Source organism: Candidatus Binatia bacterium (assembly GCA_036563615.1).
In the GTDB taxonomy this organism is placed as follows: Bacteria; Desulfobacterota; Binatia; order UBA12015; family UBA12015; genus DATCMB01.
Genome location: DATCMB010000010.1, coordinates 43,879 through 59,386, shown reverse-complemented (window position 1 = coordinate 59,386; position 15,508 = coordinate 43,879). Strand labels below are relative to the sequence as shown.

Sequence of the window (15,508 nt, the reverse complement as noted above, 5' to 3'; positions counted from 1 at the left end):
CGCCATGTCGCGCATCTCGAGCCTGCTCGTCGCGCTCTTGACGCTCGCGCTCGCCGACTGCGGCTACCACTTCCCCGGCGAGGGACGCACGCTGCCGGGCGGCGCGACGTCGCTCTACATCGAGAAGTTCGACAACCGCACGCGCGAGGCCGGGCTCGACAACTTCGTCCTCGAGTCGCTGCAGGCCGAGGTCGCGCGCCGCGGCCAGTTCGAGCTCGCGCCCGACCGCAGCTCCGCGCAGCTCGTGCTCGAGGGCACGATCCTCTCGCTCGAGACCCGCCCGGTCGCCTTCTCGAGCGCCGACGAGGCGCTGCAGTACCAGACGTTCATGACCGTCAGCGCGCTGCTGCGGGATCCGAAGACCAATCGGGTCGTGTGGCGGATCAGCGCGCTGCGCGAGAGCGACTCCTACGGCGCCGTCGCGAACACGGTGGTCACGGACTCGCCGGACTTCATCACCGGCTCGACGCTCAACCCGAACGACCTGAACCAGCTGTCGGACGTCCAGCTCTCCGAGTCGCAGCAGCGCGAGGCGCTCGACCGTGTCCTCGAGAACACGTCGCGCGACCTCTACAACGCGATGGTGGAAGACTTCTGAGCGCGGCGGCGCGAGACGGCGCGGCGGACGGCCGCGCGCTGCTCCTGGTCGGCGATCCGCTGCTGGTCGAGCGACGGCTCGCCGAGATCCAGGCGAAGACCGTCGGCGCCACCCCCGGCTTCGGCGCGCACGACGTCCTGCAGGGCGATCAGGCCGACCTCGAGACCATCGTCACGGCCGTCAAGATGGTCTCGCCGACCGGCAAGCGGCTCGTCGTCCTGCGCCGTGCGGATCGCCTGCGCGACGAGGCGCAGCGTGGCGTCGCGGCGCTGCTCGACGAGATCCCGCCGGGCACGACCTTCGTGCTGCTCGCGAACGAGCCCGACATGCGCAAGACGCTGTTCGCGGCGCTCAGCAAGCGAAACCTCGTCGAGCGGCTCGAGATCGGCGCCGCCCGCGATCCGGCCGGTACCCGCCGCGCCCTGATCTCGCTCATCGACAAGATGGCGAGCGAGCTCGGCGTTCGCTTCGCGCCGCAGGCGGCGGAGACGCTCGCCGACCACGTCGGCAACGAGCCGCAGATGCTCGCGCGCGAGCTCGAGAAGCTCGCGCTGCGCTTCGGCTCGGCGCCCGTGTCGCCGGAGCAGGTGCTCGACACGGTGAGCGGCGAGCGCAGCCTCGAGGCGTTCGCGCTCGAGGGGGCGCTGCGCGACCGGCGCATCGCGCACGCGATCGCGGCGCTGCGCCGTGCGCTCGCCCGGGGCGAGCGTCCGGAGCTGCTCGTCGGGCAGATCGCCTCCGAGCTGCGCGCGCTGCTCCGGGCGCGCGCGCTGCTCGATTCGGGCCTCGATGAGGAGGCGGCCAAGCGCGCGTTCGGAGGCGGTCGCGGCTTCTACGTCGTGCCGCGCGCGCGCCACTGGCGACGGCGCGAGCTCGAGCGGGCGCTGTGCGAGCTGTCGGAGGTCGACGTCGCCGCCAAGACCGGCGCAGGGGCGGCGGCGGCGCGCCTCGAGGCGGTGCTGCTCAAGCTCCGGCCGCCGCGGACGAGCCGCCCGGCGTAGGTTGCCCCAGCCGGGCGGGACGGGTCAGCCGAGCTTCGCGACCTGCTTGGCGAGCCGCGAGATGCGCCGGGCGGCGGCGTTCTTGTGCAGCACGCCCTTGCTCACGGCCTTGTCGAGCGTGCTCGCCACCTTCGGCAGCATGCTCTTCGCCTGCTCGGCGTCGCCTCCGGCGACCGTGCCGCGCAGCTTCTTGACCGCGGTGCGGACGCGGCTGCGGATCGCCTGGTTGCGCGCCGCGCGCTTGACGGACTGACGGTGCCTTTTCTCAGCGGACGGATGATTCGCCATGCAGACCTCTCGTGAAGCGTGAGTGCTTAGCCTGCCGTGGCGGAGGCTTCAAGGCGCCCCTTCGCTTCGGTCGCCGGCCTTGGCCTGCTCCCAGCGGCGGTCGAGCTCGTCGGGCGTCATGCGCTCGAGCTCGCGTCCCTCGGCGCGCGCGGTCGCCTCGACCCGGCGGAAGCGGGCGTCGAAGCGATCGACCGCCCGCGCGAGTGCCCGCTCGGGCTCGATGTCGAGCTTGCGGGCCAGGTTCGCCGCGGCGAGCAGCAGGTCGCCGAGCTCGGACTCGATGGCTTCGCGGTCGCCGCTCTGGAGCGCGGCGCCGAGCTCCGCGCGCTCCTCGTCGACCTTGGCGAGCACGGAGGCTGCATCCGGCCAGTCGAAGCCGACCCGCGCGGCCTTCTCGCCGATGCGCTCGGCGCGCTGCAGGGCGGGGAGGGCGCGCGGCACGCCGTCGATCGCGGACGCCGCGGCACCACGCTCGCGCTTCTTGATGGCCTCCCAGTTGCGCACCACCTCGTCGGCGCCCTCGACCGAGACGTCGCCGAAGACGTGCGGATGGCGGCGCTGCAACTTGTCGACGATCCGCCGGCAGACCTCGGCGACGTCGAAGCGGCCCGCCTCGCGCGCCATCTCGGCGTGGAACACGACCTGAAGGAGGAGGTCGCCGAGCTCGGTGCACAGCTCGTCGGGGTCGCCCCGGTCGATCGCCTCGGCGACCTCGTAGGCCTCCTCGATGACGTACTTGCGGATCGACTCGTGGGTCTGCTCGCGGTCCCACGGGCAGCCGCCGGGCGCGCGCAGCCGCGCCATCACCGAAACCAGCTCGTCGAACTCCTTCATCGGGCTCCCTTCGGACCGCCGTTGCCGGCCCGCCGTGCGACGAGTACGTCTAGGCGTTGGAGGTCACGGACGCACGCGATGGCCGACGTCACGATCTACACGACGAGCTACTGCCCGTACTGTCACGCGGCCAAGGCGCTGCTCACGAAGAAGAACGTTCCGTTCACGGAGATCGACGTGACCGGCGACAGCGCGGCGCGCGCCGAGCTCGCGGAGCGCGCGGGCGGACGCCGCACGGTGCCGCAGGTGTTCATCGACGGCACGCCGATCGGCGGCTACGACGACCTCTCCGAGCTCGAGCGCAGCGGTCGCCTCGACGAGCTGCTGCGCGCGTCGTGAGCCGAGGCCGGCGCTCCTCCGCGTGCGCCGATCGCGCTGCGATGGTCGCGCGCCCGAGCGCGGCGGCCGCACCGCGCATGGAGCCGCGCGCGTGAACTTCTACCCGGCGCTGCGCCGGCTGCTCTTCCGGCTCGACCCCGAGCGCGCCCACCACTTGGCGCTGTCGGCGGCGCAGCTCGCCGAGTGGACGCTCGAGCACGTCCCGCTCGCGCGCCCGGCGGCCGAGGGCGCAACGGGCGGGGCAAAGCCGATCGAGCTCCTCGGCTGCCGGTTTCCGAACCCGATCGGGCTCGCGGCGGGCTTCGACAAGAACGGCATCGCGCCGCACCTCTGGGAGCGTCTCGGCTTCGGCTTCGCCGAGCTCGGCACGGTCACCGCGCGAGCGCAGCCCGGCAACCCGACGCCGCGGATGTTCCGGCTCGAGGCCGAGCGCGCGATCGTGAACCGCCTCGGCTTCAACAACCTCGGCGCCGAAGAGGTCGCCCGGACGCTCGCGCGCCGGCTCAGCGTGCGGCCTTCGATCCCGATCGGGATCAACATCGGCTGCTCGCGGGTCGCGGTCGGCGACGAGAGCGCGGAGGTCGAGGACTACCGGACGTCGGCGCGTCTGCTGGCGCCGCTCGCCGACTACCTGGCGATCAACGTCAGCTCGCCGAACACGCCGGGGCTGCGCGATCTGCACGAGCCACGGCGGCTCGGCCGCCTGATCGCCGCGCTGCGCGAGGAGGTGGCGGCGTCGGTCGGCGGACGCAGCGCGCCGCCGCTGCTCGTCAAGCTGTCGCCCGACCTCGCCGACGACGCCGTGCCCGAGATCTGCGCCGCCGCGCTCGACGCCGGCGCGGCAGGCTTCATCGCGAGCAACACGACGATCGCGCGTCCCGGCTGCTCGAGCGCGGCTGCGGCGGAAACGGGCGGGCTCTCGGGCGCGCCGCTGCGGGCGCGCGCCACCGAGATGGTCGCGCTGGTGCGCAGAGCGTGCGGGCCTGACGTGCCGATCATCGGCGTCGGCGGCGTCTTCACCGCGGACGACGTGCGCGAGAAGCTCGCCGCGGGCGCGAACCTGGTCGCGCTCTACACGGCGCTGGTCTACGAGGGGCCGCTGCTCGTCCGCCGGCTCGTGCGCGAGCTCGGCGCTTGACGGCCACAGCGCGGACGGATCTCAGCGCGAGCGCGCCGACGGGATGCGGGTGAGCAGGCTGCCGACCTGACCGAGCAGCGCCGAGCGCTGCTCCGGCGGCGGCGCCGCCGCTTCCTCGCTCGAAGGTGCAGCGTCCTCCGCGCCCGCGTCGCCGCGGAGGTCGATCTCCGGACGCCGGTCGAGGTGGACGGCGAAGTCGGTCACCGCCGCGGTGCGCTGCTCGGTTTCGTTCGCGACCGGCTCGGCGCTGCGCTCGAGGATCTCGCGCGTGGCGCGCGCGATCGCGCGCAGGGTGAGCGCGACGTAGAGCACGAACACGACGCCGAACAGCCCGAGCGTCGCGTTGACCGCCTCCGGCGGCGGCGCGTTGCGGACGAGCCCGACCTCGGCGGCGAGCCGCAAGGCGACGACACCGACGAGCGGCAGCGTCCCGGCCACCAGCAGCAGATCGCGTAACGACATCCCCGGCCTCCTCGCTCCACCCGGCGCTGCTCCGACGCGTACGTCCGACGCGGGGCTTGCGTCAAGCGTCTGCGTCGCAGCGGGGGAACTCTGCTTTCTTGCTTCGCTGCCTGCCGAGCATTACGTTCGCCGGGCCAGGCTGGACGAGGGTTTTGGTGACCGCGCGGTGCGCGGCGCCTCACCCCACCGCGCACGACGCACGGGGATGGGGCTTGCGGTCCGGCTCATGCGAGGTGGGGACCGTCCGATGGACCGAGCGCGGCAGACCCAGGGTGTGGCGGGTGGCGGAGCGACGAGCGCACGCCAAGGCGTGCACACGTGCTCCTTCGCACGCCGTTTCCCGCTAGGCCTCGCACGCAGCACGCTGCTCGTGCTCGCCGTGCTGCTCACGCTCGCGGTCAGCGCGGCGGACGCCCAGACCAAGCGCTCGGCGCCGAAGCCGTCGCCGACCCCGAACCCGCTCGTCGGTCAGATCGAGAACGTGATCGCCGAGCTGCGCGAGATCAACGCGACGCTGGGCGCGCTGCGCACGAGCATCACCGAGCTCGGCGAGCGCCTCGACCGCCTCGAGGCCGCGCAGGGCGACCTCAAGGGGGTCGCGACCCCGATGCGCGACGAGGTGCGCGGGCTCTACGTCGAGACCAGCAACGTGCGCAGCGAGATCGCGCGCCTCGAGGAGAAGAGCGCGGCCGAGGCGCAGTCGCTCGGCAAGAGCCGCTACGTCCTCACGCTGCTGCTGGTCGCGACGGCGGTGCTGCAGCTCGTCGTGCTGGTCGTCCTACTGCGCCGCTGACGGCGACGGCGCCGCCGACGGAGCAGGGGACGGCACCACCTCGACGCTCATGAGCGTCAGGAAGGCGGATCCGACGTTCAGGCTGCCGGTCAGCGAGACGCGCGTCCCGGGAGCCGCCGAGGTGAGCTGGCCGACCGTCTCGTCGCGACCCTCGACGCGGATCGGCGGCGGCCCGGGGCCGAGCGCGAGCAGGACGCCCGGTCCCTCGAACGGGTCGCCCGAGATCCTGCGCGCCGCGTACACCGCGAAGGGGATGCTCTGGTCGCCGACGGCGAGGGTCGTCTGCACCATCGTCCCGGGCGGGTTCGTCTCCCGCAGCACGCCCTCGAGGCGAACCAGGTCGACCCCCGCCTGGGCCGGGGACGGCCACGGCGCGCCGGCGATCAGCGCGAGCGGCAGCAGCAGGAGAGCGAGCAGCGTGCGCGCCGTGCGGCGTGCGGCGCTCGTGCGATCCCGTACGGCGTCCATGCCGCCTGATACTCTCGCGCGCCCGATGAGACAATTCGCGGGGGCGAGCTGACGTGAGGCTCTCGGTGATCGTGCCGGCGCTCGACGAGGCGGACGAGATCGAGGCCACGTTGCGCCGCGCGCGCGCGCCGCAGGTCGTCGAGCTGCTCGTGGTCGACGGCGGCAGCACGGACGACACGGTGGCGCGCGCGCGTCCGCTCGCCGACGACGTGCTGATCGCGCCACGCGGACGCGCCCTGCAGATGAACGCCGGCGCGCGCCGCGCGTGCGGCGACGTGCTGCTCTTCCTGCACGCCGACACCTGGCTGCCGGAAGGTTTCGCCGAGGCCGTCGAGCGTGCGATTGCCGAGGGCGCGATCGCCGGGCGCTTCGACGTCGAGCTGCGCGGCACGCACCCGTTCCTGCCGGTGATCGCCACGCTGATGAACGCGCGCTCGCGCTGGACCGGGATCTCGACCGGCGATCAGGCGATCTTCGTGCGGCGCGACGTCTTCGCGCGGCTCGGCGGTTTCGCGCCGATCCCGCTGATGGAGGACGTCGAGCTCGGCACGCGGCTGCGCCGGGCGGGTCGGCTCGCGCCGCTGCGCGAGCGCGTCAGCACCTCGGCGCGGCGCTGGGAGGAAGAGGGCGTCGCGCGGACGATCGTGCTGATGTGGTGGCTGCGCTTCGCCTACGCGTGCGGCGCGTCGCCCGAATGGTGCGCGCGCGCCTACCGGCGTCGCCGCAAGCGCTGACGCGCGGTCGCGCTTCTCTCGTCACGGCTCGCGACGAGCTCGCGGGCGCTCATCTGCCATTGAGTCACGGCCCGCGCGGGCGCGTATGCGTCGACTCGGCCTACAGCGTGCGTTGCCGCGGCGAGCGCAGCGTCGGCCACATCGGCGAAGGCACCGGGATGTCGGCCGCGTGCTCGCTCGGGGCGTCGGCGACCCTGCGCGCGTCGGGCTCGAGGCGGATGCGCTCCGCCTGCTCCTTGCCGCTTCGGTGATTGACGCCGAGCACGAACGATACCGCAGCGCCGGGACCGATCCCCTCGCTCGAGCCCGCCTCGCACTGGCTGACGTGGAAGAACACGGTCTTGCCCTCGCCGTAGCCGATGAAGCCGTAGCCGCGCTCGGGGAAGTAGCTCACCACCTGGCCCGGACGGCGCTGCTCGCGTCCGTCGCCGAGCAGCGAGGCGAGCGCGGGATCGAGCTCCGCGTCGACCAGCGGCCGCGGCTCGTCCTTCGCGCCGGCGGCGATCGCGCTCTCGAGCTGCTCGACGCGGGCACGGATCTCGGCGCGGTCGGGGTCGGCTTCGAGAGCCGCCCGCAGGTGCTCGAGCGCGCGGGTGCGCATGCCGTGCTCGAGCAGGATGCTCGCGATCCGCGACTCGACCGCGACGGCGAGCGTCGAGAACGGCGGCACGCGTCCGCCCGCGAGCCGCTCGAGGTCGGCGAGGGCGCTGCGCGTGCGGCCGAGCGCGAGCTGCAGCTCGGCGAGCTCCATCCGGATCTGCACCTCGCCCTGCGGGTGCAGACGGAGCGCGTCGACCAGCGAGCGCGCGGCGTCGAGCCAGCGTTTCGTCGCCATCTGCAACCGGGCGAGCGCGATCAGCGCGACGGCGCCCTTCGGGAGCTGCGTCGCGCGCACGAGCGCCTGCTCGGCCTCCTCGAAGCGGCCGGCCTGCTGGTAGGCGCGTCCGAGACGCTCCCAGATCACCGCCGAGTTGGGATCGATGTCGCGCGCCTCGAGCAGCTTCTCGATCGCCGCCTCGGCGTTGCCGTCGCGCAGGTAGGTCTCGCCGTAGCTCGCGAGGCGGTGCTCGCGCTTGATCACCTTCTCCTGCAGCGCGTCGTCGAGCTCGCCGCAGCGATCGAGCGCTTCACGCGCGCGCTCGGTCTCGCCGATCTCGCGCAGGTTGCGTGCGAGGTGGAACAGCACCTGGACCTGGATGCCGCGGCTGCGCTCGCGCTGGTCGGCGGGCGCGCGATCGAACGCCGCGGTCGCGGCCTCGAGGGCGGCCGCCGCGTGACGCGGGCGGTGCAGACGCTCGAGGCAGTAGCCCTTGCGGAACAGGCACAGGTGGTAGCTCGGGAAGGTCTCGAGCGCGCGGTCGTACCAGGCGAGCGCGCGCGCCCAGCGCTTCTTGCGCTGGAAGAACCAGCCGATTTGGCAACGGTAGAGCGCCGCGCGTCGCGGGTTGAGCTGCGCGCAGCGCAGGAAGTACTGCTCGACCTTCGCGTCGTTGCCGACCAGCGAGTACGTGCGCGCGATCTCGAGCACGAACTCGACGTCGTTCCACAGCGGACCGCGCTCCTGGTCGATGTTCCCGTAGCGCGACAGCACCTCGCGCAGCTGGCCGCGCTCGCGCAGCGCGCGCACGGCCGCGACCCGCTCGGCGATCCGCGGGTCGCGGGCGTCCTGGGGACCCTGGGGAGCTATGAGAGACCTCCGATCACACGGCGGCCCTCCAGTCGAAGCTCGCCCTTGGCGAGGCGCTGCAGCGCGAGCGGGTAGAGCCGGTGCTCTTCTCGCAGGATGCGCTCCGAGAGCGTCTGCTCGGTGTCGTCGTCGAACACCGGCACGGCCGCCTGCGCGATGATCGGCCCGTGGTCCATCTGCTCGTCGACGAAGTGCACCGTGACGCCGGTGATGCGCACCCCGTACTCGAGCGCCTGGCGCTGCGCGTGCAGACCGGGGAAGGCCGGCAGCAACGCGGGGTGGATGTTGACGACGCGGCCCGGGAAGGCGCGCAGCAAGACGCTGGTGACGAGCCGATCGAAGCCGGCCAGCGCGACCGTGTCGACGTCGTGTGCGCGCAGCGTCTCGACCAGTGCCGCGTCGTAGCTCTCGCGGTCGGCGTAGTCACGGTGCGACAGCACTGCGGTCGGCACGCCGTGCTCGCGTGCGATGTCGAGTCCGCCGGCTCCGGCGCGGTTGCTGATCACGATGCGGACGCGCGCCGTGAGGCGCTGCTCACGAACAGCTCCCAGGATCGCACCGAGGTTGGAGCCCCGGCCGGATATCAGGATTCCCAGGTCCACGCTGTACCGCCCCTCCACCAACCAACCATGCCGTCAAGCCACGGCGCATGACTATCCGGAGTCGTGGCGACGGGCAAGGGGGATCATCCCGTCGGCAAATTTATTACGGACGCCACCGCGACCGACGCGAGGTGTTGCGTGCCGCCGGGGGTTGCAACCGGTCCCTCCCGGGCGTCCACGACGGCGACACGCCGTCCGCTCGTCGTGCACAGCTTTACCAGCTCTCCCGGCGCCAGACACCATTCCCGTCTCGGATGACCCGTCGCGTCGTGCTGCGCGACGAGGAAGGTCTCCGCAAGAAGCAGGCCGCCCGGCGCGAGCAGGTCGAGCAGCCGGGGGAAGATCGCGCGCTCGAGGAACGACGTCACGACGATCACCGCGAAGCGCGCGTCCGCGAACGGCAGCGCGAGCGCGTCGCCGACGACGGCGACGACGCCCGGAATCTCCGCCGCGACGCGCTTGCACGCGGCAACGGATCGATCCAGCGCGAACGTGCGAAAGCCGTGCTCGACGAGCAGCGCGCTGTGCCGACCGGCGCCGCATGCGACGTCGAGCGCCGCTCCGCCCGCCGAGGTATGCGCCAGCCGCGCGACGTGGCGCGCGACGAACTCCGACGGCGCGCCGCGCTCGGGGCGCGCGCGGTGGCGCCGCTCCCACTCCTCGCGCCCGCTCATGAGGCAACGCTCGCGATCTGGGCACGCGACGCGACGTCGAGCGTCCAGTGCGCTGGACGCGGCGTGCGCGCGAGCGTCCACACGTCGACGCGCGCGGCGCCGGCGTCGAGCAGCGCGCGCGCGCACGCGGCGGCGGTCGCGCCGGTGGTGAGGACGTCGTCGACGAGCAGGACCGAGCATCCGCGCACGGCCGCGGCATCGCGGACCGCGAACGCGGCGCGGACGTTGCCGGTTCGCGCGCCGCGCCCGAGCGCGAGCTGGTGCGGCGTCGCGACGGTGCGCGCGAGCGCGTCGATGCCGAGGCGCTCGCCCGGCAGGCGCGCGGCGCGTGCCAGGAGCGCGGACTGGTTGAAGCCCCGACCCGCGAGGCGCGAGCGGTGCAGCGGCACGGGCACGACGACGTCATAGCATTCGCCGTCCCGCTGCCTGTGCGCGGCGAGGAGTCGGGCGAGGCTCGCGCCGGCCACGTGGTCGCGGTGGAACTTCCAGCGCGTGACGAGCGCGCTCGAGAGACCACCCTCGACGTAGAGGAAGCAGGCCCGCGCGCGTCCGAACGGCGGCGGTGTGCGGCGGCAGACGCTACAGAGCGACGTCACGCCCGGCTCGCCGCAGCGACGGCAGGCGGCGTCGATCCCGGCGAGCTCGGCGACGCAGCCGCGGCACAAGCCGCAGGGCGGTGTCCGGCGCAGCTCCCGCAGGCAGCCCGCGCAGCGCGGTGGGTAGAGAAGCGTCAGCAAAAGGTCTAGGATGGCCAACGCTGTCGGCCTAATCCCGACAGCGGGGGCAAGACCAGGGCAGCGAAGACAATTCCTTTCTTCGCGGTCCTCGGGGCGGGGAGAGGGCGATGTTGCGCTTTATCGTTGGCGTCGCGGTAGGGGCCGTCACGATGTACTGGTTCCTCACGGGCCAGATTCCGTTTCGTGACGAGATCGAGTCGTGGTTGGCGCGCGCCGCGGTGTCGTACTCGGCCGAGCACCACCGCCGCGCGGCCAACGAGCTGATCGGGCGCAACTGACCGCCCGGTCACCCGTCGACGTGCCGCGCGCGTGCGTTCCGCTCGCGCGCGGGATACGCAGCACGGTTGCGCAACCACGCCAAGACGCGCAAGGGAAAGGACTAGATGGAGCTACCGATCGTCGAGCGTCTCAAACGTGAGCTAGCGGAGCTGCAGCGCGAGCTCTCGCAGGACCTGCCGGCGCGCCTCGAGGAAGCGCGCGCCCACGGCGACCTGCGCGAGAACGCGGAGTACGAGGCGGCGAAGCACCGTCAAGGCGTCCTGCGTGCGCGCATCGGCCAGACGCAGGCGCGCCTGCGCGAGCTGTCGATGTACAGCCTCGCGCGCATTCCCCGCGACAAGATCTCCTACGGCAGCAAGGTCACGCTCGAAGACGTCGATACGGGCGAGCGCGTGCAGTACCAGCTCGTCTTTCCGGAGGAGATCGACGCGTCGGCCGGGATGATCTCGGTCAGCGCGCCGATCGGCCAGGCGCTGATGAACAAGGCCCCCGGCGACGAGGTCGTCGTGCAGACGCCGAGCGGGCGCAAAACCTACGAGGTCGTCGACCTCGAAACGCTGCACGACCGGATGAGCAACTCGAAGCCGTCCGGCGACTGACACCGCGGCGCATGCGCCCGCGGGGAACGGAGGGAGCATGGAGCGAACCGTCGAGATCGAGAAGTTCCAGAGCCTTCCGCAGATGTTCTTCGCGCGGGCCGCGAAGTGGGCCGACCGGCCGCGGTACCGCGTCCACCGCGACGGCCGCTGGGTCGACGTCGACTGGCGGACGATGGAGCAGGCGGTGCGCGAGATCGCGGCCGGTCTGATCGGCCTCGGCATCGAGCGCGGCGACCGCGTCGCGATCTTCGCCGCGACCTGTCCCGAGTGGGTCGAGATCGACCTCGCGATCCAGGCCGCGGGCGGGATCCCGATTCCGATCTACCACTCGAACCTCGCCAACGAGGCGGGCTTCATCATGCTCGACTCCGAGTCGCGCATGGTGTGGGTCGACGGCGAGAAGCCGCTCGCCAAGGTCCGCGAAGCGCTCGCGAACGGCGTCGAGCTCGACGACGGCAGCCGCGCGCCGCTGCGCCTCGACCGCATCCTGCTCATGCAAGGCGACGCGGGCGGCGCCGAGGACGTGATCACGCTCCAGGAGCTGCGGCGCCGCGGACGCGAAGATCGCGCGGCGCTCGCCGAGGTCGACCGGCGCGTCGCCGCGATCCAGCGCGACGACCTCGCGACCATCGTCTACACCTCGGGCACGACCGGCTCGCCGAAGGGCGTCGTGCAGACGCAGAACAACCACCTGTCGATGGTCGAGAACGTGTCGACCATCGCGCTCGTCGAGCCCGACGACGTCGACTTCTTCTTCCTGCCGCTCGCGCACTCGTTCGCGCGCTTCATCGCGTACTACGGCATCTACGTCGGCAGCTTGACGGCGTTCGCGCGCAGCATCGACACCCTGCAGCAGGACATCGCGGCGACCAAGCCGACGGTCATCCCAGCGGTGCCGCGCATCTACGAGAAGATCTACGCGCGCATCCAGGCGACGCGTCAGGACTCGAGCCCGCTCAAGCAGCAGATCTTCGACTGGGCGCTCGACATCGGTCGTCAGCGCAGCACGTACGAGCAGGCGCGGGAGCCGGTGCCGATCTGGCTGCAGGCGCTGAACCTGGTCGCGCGCAAGCTCGTGTTCTCGCGCGTGCAGGAGCTGCTCGGCGGACGCGTGCGCGTCATGGTGTCGGGGGCGTCGCCGATCGCGCGCGAGATCCTCGAGTTCTTCCACGCCTTCGAGCTGCTGATCCTCGAGGGCTACGGCCTGACCGAGACCACGCCGGCGCTGACCATCAACCGGATCGACGACTACAAGTTCGGCACCGTCGGCAAGCCGATCCCCGGCTGCCAGATCACGATCGCGCCCGACGGCGAGATCTACGCCAAGGGTCCGAACGTCGCGCAGGGCTACTACAAGCGTCCCGAGGAGACCGCCGCCGCGTGGGACGCCGACGGCTGGTTCCACACCGGCGACATCGGCGAGTTCGACAGCGACGGCTTCCTGCGCATCACCGACCGCAAGAAGGACCTGATCAAGACCTCAGGCGGCAAGTACGTCGCGCCGCAGAAGATCGAGAACCTGCTCAAGACCCGGCCGCACATCAGCCAGGCGATCGTGATCGGCAACAACCGCAAGTACGTCACGGCGCTGCTCGCGATCGACGAGGAGACCGCGCTGCAGATGCACGCCAAGCTCGGCATCGATCAGGGGCGGCGCGACGAGCTCGTCCGCCACCCGGAGGTGCTGCAGCTGGTCGAGGCCCAGGTCGCCGAGGTGAACCGCAAGCTCGCCTCGTTCGAGAGCATCAAGTACTTCCGGCTGCTGCCGGGCGAGCTCTCGGAGCAGAACGGCGAGCTGACGCCGTCGCTCAAGATCAAGCGCAAGGTGATCGAGGCGCGCTACGCCGACCTGATCCAGGAGATGTACCGCGACGCTTGAGCGCCGGGCCTCTCGGCGCTCGCCCGAGCCTCTGCGACGATTTCCCCGCCGGATCGCTTGCTTGCTGCGCGATCAGGGCCGTGTTACAGAACCGCCTACCTTCGGCCGTCCAAAAAGTGGGCCCCCGCCCGCTTTTTTTGTTTCTGGGTACAGATGTTTCCGAACGAACGCGGGTCGCAGATGGATGGCCGGGGGCAGGGTGTATGCGCACGAACGTCGCCGACAAGGTCGCCGATCTGGTGGAGCCGATCGCGTGTGAGCGCGGGCTCGACCTGGTCGACGTCGAGTTCCAGCCGAAGGGCCGGCGATCCGTTCTGCGGGTGTATCTCGACCGTCCCGGCGGCATCAGCCTCGACGACCTCGCCTCGTTCAGCCGCGAGGTGAGCACGCTGCTCGACGCCCACGACGCCGTCCCCGGTTCCTACACCCTCGAGTGCTCATCCCCCGGTATCAACCGCCGGCTGCGCAAGCAGGTCGACTTCGAGCGCTTCTGCGGCAAGTCGATCCGCGTGCGCACGACCACACCCATCGCTGGCTCGCGTAACTTCTTCGGCCGCCTGCTCTCGGCCTCGAGCGAAGGCATCGAGATCGAGGACGAGACGCAGGGTCGTGTGAAGGTGCCGTTCCGCTCCATCGAGCGGGCGCACTACGAGCACGACTTCGATGCCGAGTTGCGCGGTGGGCGATCCTGAGGAGACCCAGGAGGGGAGCCACCATGGATGTTCAGCTCAGCCGCGTGATCGAGCAGGTCAGCAAGGAGAAGCAGATCGATCGCGACGTCATCATCGAAGCGATCGAAGGCGCCATGCTGCAGGCCGCTCGTCGGCAGTACGGTCCGACCCGCCAGATCGAAGCCAAGTACAACCCGGAGATCGGCGAGGTCGAGCTGTTCGAGATCAAGCGGGTGGTCGACGTCGTCAACGAGCCCGACAGCGAGATCACGCTCGAGCAGGCGCGCCGCGAGTACGACGAGGAAGCCGAGATCGGTGACGAGTTCCTCGCCAAGCTGCCGCGTCCGGACGGCCGCATCGCCGCGCAGGCCGCGAAGCAGGCGATCATCCAGAAGGTTCGCGACGCCGAGCGCGAGCTGATCTACAACGAGTTCAAGGATCGCAAGGGCGAGATCTTCTCGGGCATCGTGCAGCGCTTCGAGAAGAAGAACATCATCGTCAACCTGGGGCGCACCGACGCGATCCTGCCGGAGAAGGAGCAGATCCCGCGCGAGCGCTACCGTCAGGGTGACCGGATCCGCGCCTACATCTACGACGTCGACCTGACGGCCAAGGGCCCGCAGATCATCCTGTCGCGCACGCACCCGAACCTGCTCATCGAGCTCTTCCGCCAGGAGGTGCCCGAGATCTACGAGGGCATCGTCGAGGTGAAGGCCGCCGTGCGCGAGCCCGGCGGCCGCGCCAAGATCGCGGTGATCTCGCACGACCGCGACGTCGACCCGGTCGGCGCCTGCGTCGGCATGCGCGGCACGCGCGTCCAGGCGGTCGTGCAGGAGCTGCGCGGCGAGAAGATCGACATCATCCACTGGACGCCGGATCCCGCCGAGTTCGTCTGTCGCGCGCTCGCGCCGGCGAAGGTGTCGAAGATCATCATCGACGAGGAAGAGCACGCGATGGAGGTGATCGTCCCCGACGATCAGCTCTCGCTCGCGATCGGCAAGAAGGGCCAGAACGTGACGCTCGCGTCGCGCCTCACCGGCTGGCGTCTCGACGTCCGCGGCGAGTCGGAGGCCGACGAGGAGGCGCGTCGCGCCCGCGCCTCGCTGACCGCCATCCCCGGCGTGAGCGACGTGACCGCCGAGCTGCTGATGCAGCACGGCTTCAAGTCGGCCGAGGAGGTCGCGGAGTCGGATCCCGAGTCGATCGCCGAGGTCGAGGGCATTGGTCCCGAGCGTGCGGTCGGCATCGTCGAGTCGGCGCGCCAGCACGTCGCCGAGAAGCGCGAGCTCGAGGCGCAGGCCGAGCGCGAGGCGGCGGCGGCGCGCGAGGCCGAGGCCGAGGCGGCCCTCGAGGGCGGCGAGCTGATTCCGGACCTCGACGGCGGCGACACCGGCGCGGAGCTCGCCGAGGCTCCGGCCGAAGCGGAGAGTCGGAGCGAGGACGAAGCTTGACGAGGGGACACGTACCGATCCGAACCTGCGCCGGCTGCGGCCGGCGCGCGCCACGCAGCGCTCTGCGCCGCATCGCGCTCGACGCCCGCGGCGGCCTCGAGTGGCGGGAGCGCGGTGGCCGCGGTACGTATCTGCACGACGATCAAGAGTGCGCGCGCAGCTTCGAGGCAGGGAAGCCGCTCGTGCGCGGGTTGCGCGCACGGGTGAGCAGGCAGGCGCGAATGGACCTCCTATCGACCGGAGCGGCTGTCGGGCTCGCGGCGGGGAACGCGAG

The 15,508-nt window shown here is 71.6% G+C and carries 19 protein-coding genes; 11 read left to right on the top strand and 8 right to left on the bottom strand.

The annotated features are described in order from the left end of the window. The first annotated feature begins 4 nt into the window (after positions 1-4). Complete coding sequence (gene lptE / locus VIS07_09220; GenBank protein ID HEY8515680.1) at positions 5-598, top strand: LPS assembly lipoprotein LptE; 594 nt, start codon at positions 5-7, stop codon at positions 596-598. Beyond that, entirely contained in the window at positions 595-1,599 is a 1,005-nt protein-coding gene (gene holA, locus VIS07_09215) for a DNA polymerase III subunit delta (GenBank protein HEY8515679.1), read from the top strand. Before lptE ends, holA begins: the two co-directional genes overlap by 4 nt. A 24-nt stretch (positions 1,600-1,623) precedes the next feature. Here the strand turns inward: holA and rpsT are convergent, their stop codons facing one another. Together rpsT and mazG are read right to left on the bottom strand one after the other, a co-directional pair. Then, complete coding sequence (rpsT, locus tag VIS07_09210; GenBank protein ID HEY8515678.1) at positions 1,624-1,887, bottom strand: 30S ribosomal protein S20; 264 nt, start codon at positions 1,885-1,887, stop codon at positions 1,624-1,626. A gap of 48 nt (positions 1,888-1,935) precedes the next feature. Beyond that, on the bottom strand, positions 1,936-2,721 hold the full coding sequence (gene mazG / locus VIS07_09205) for a nucleoside triphosphate pyrophosphohydrolase (protein ID HEY8515677.1): 786 nt from the start codon (positions 2,719-2,721) through the stop codon (positions 1,936-1,938). A gap of 78 nt (positions 2,722-2,799) precedes the next feature. Here mazG and grxC point away from each other — a divergent pair, with 78 nt between their 5' ends. Together grxC and VIS07_09195 are read left to right on the top strand one after the other, a co-directional pair. Further along, a complete protein-coding gene (gene grxC / locus VIS07_09200; protein HEY8515676.1) occupies positions 2,800-3,060 on the top strand; it encodes a glutaredoxin 3 in 261 nt (86 codons plus the stop codon). A 91-nt stretch (positions 3,061-3,151) separates the two neighbouring features. Next, the gene (locus VIS07_09195; GenBank protein HEY8515675.1) at positions 3,152-4,198 is read left to right on the top strand and encodes a quinone-dependent dihydroorotate dehydrogenase; all 1,047 of its coding nucleotides are present in this window, start codon (positions 3,152-3,154) and stop codon (positions 4,196-4,198) included. Between the two features lie 21 nt (positions 4,199-4,219). Here VIS07_09195 and VIS07_09190 read toward each other — a convergent pair whose 3' ends face one another. Then, positions 4,220-4,660, bottom strand: coding sequence for a hypothetical protein (locus VIS07_09190; protein ID HEY8515674.1), 441 nt, complete (start codon positions 4,658-4,660; stop codon positions 4,220-4,222). A gap of 370 nt (positions 4,661-5,030) precedes the next feature. On the opposite strand from VIS07_09190, the gene VIS07_09185 reads away from it, so the two are divergent. Beyond that, the gene (locus VIS07_09185) at positions 5,031-5,453 is read left to right on the top strand and encodes a hypothetical protein (GenBank protein ID HEY8515673.1); all 423 of its coding nucleotides are present in this window, start codon (positions 5,031-5,033) and stop codon (positions 5,451-5,453) included. Here the strand turns inward: VIS07_09185 and VIS07_09180 are convergent. Next, positions 5,439-5,921, bottom strand: a complete 483-nt coding sequence (locus VIS07_09180; GenBank protein HEY8515672.1) for a hypothetical protein — start codon at positions 5,919-5,921, stop codon at positions 5,439-5,441. The two genes, VIS07_09185 and VIS07_09180, sit on opposite strands and share 15 nt — an antisense overlap. 53 nt (positions 5,922-5,974) lie before the next feature. On the opposite strand from VIS07_09180, the gene VIS07_09175 reads away from it, so the two are divergent. Continuing rightward, positions 5,975-6,655, top strand: a complete 681-nt coding sequence (locus tag VIS07_09175; protein HEY8515671.1) for a TIGR04283 family arsenosugar biosynthesis glycosyltransferase — start codon at positions 5,975-5,977, stop codon at positions 6,653-6,655. Positions 6,656-6,755: 100 nt separating this feature from the next. Here the strand turns inward: VIS07_09175 and VIS07_09170 are convergent, their stop codons facing one another. The 4 genes from VIS07_09170 to VIS07_09155 all read right to left on the bottom strand — a co-directional run bounded on the left by VIS07_09170 (position 6,756) and on the right by VIS07_09155 (position 10,373). Next, a complete protein-coding gene (locus VIS07_09170) occupies positions 6,756-8,282 on the bottom strand; it encodes a tetratricopeptide repeat protein (GenBank protein HEY8515670.1) in 1,527 nt (508 codons plus the stop codon). Between the two features lie 56 nt (positions 8,283-8,338). Continuing rightward, entirely contained in the window at positions 8,339-8,944 is a 606-nt protein-coding gene (gene purN / locus VIS07_09165) for a phosphoribosylglycinamide formyltransferase (protein ID HEY8515669.1), read from the bottom strand. 83 nt (positions 8,945-9,027) lie between these two features. Further along, a complete protein-coding gene (locus tag VIS07_09160) occupies positions 9,028-9,618 on the bottom strand; it encodes a methyltransferase domain-containing protein (GenBank protein ID HEY8515668.1) in 591 nt (196 codons plus the stop codon). After that, positions 9,615-10,373 (bottom strand): phosphoribosyltransferase family protein, encoded by a 759-nt coding sequence (locus tag VIS07_09155; GenBank protein HEY8515667.1) that lies wholly within the window; start codon positions 10,371-10,373, stop codon positions 9,615-9,617. Before VIS07_09155 ends, VIS07_09160 begins: the two co-directional genes overlap by 4 nt. 89 nt (positions 10,374-10,462) lie before the next feature. Here VIS07_09155 and VIS07_09150 point away from each other — a divergent pair, with 89 nt between their 5' ends. The 5 genes from VIS07_09150 to nusA all read left to right on the top strand — a co-directional run bounded on the left by VIS07_09150 (position 10,463) and on the right by nusA (position 15,234). Then, positions 10,463-10,633 carry a hypothetical protein gene (locus tag VIS07_09150; GenBank protein ID HEY8515666.1) on the top strand — a complete coding sequence of 57 codons (171 nt, stop codon included), beginning with the start codon at positions 10,463-10,465 and terminating at the stop codon, positions 10,631-10,633. A 105-nt stretch (positions 10,634-10,738) separates the two neighbouring features. After that, complete coding sequence (gene greA / locus VIS07_09145; GenBank protein ID HEY8515665.1) at positions 10,739-11,233, top strand: transcription elongation factor GreA; 495 nt, start codon at positions 10,739-10,741, stop codon at positions 11,231-11,233. 37 nt (positions 11,234-11,270) lie between these two features. Continuing rightward, entirely contained in the window at positions 11,271-13,112 is a 1,842-nt protein-coding gene (locus tag VIS07_09140; GenBank protein HEY8515664.1) for a long-chain fatty acid--CoA ligase, read from the top strand. A gap of 203 nt (positions 13,113-13,315) precedes the next feature. After that, positions 13,316-13,804, top strand: a complete 489-nt coding sequence (gene rimP / locus VIS07_09135; protein ID HEY8515663.1) for a ribosome maturation factor RimP — start codon at positions 13,316-13,318, stop codon at positions 13,802-13,804. Between the two features lie 23 nt (positions 13,805-13,827). Beyond that, on the top strand, positions 13,828-15,234 hold the full coding sequence (nusA, locus tag VIS07_09130; protein HEY8515662.1) for a transcription termination factor NusA: 1,407 nt from the start codon (positions 13,828-13,830) through the stop codon (positions 15,232-15,234). The last annotated feature ends 274 nt before the right edge of the window (positions 15,235-15,508 follow it).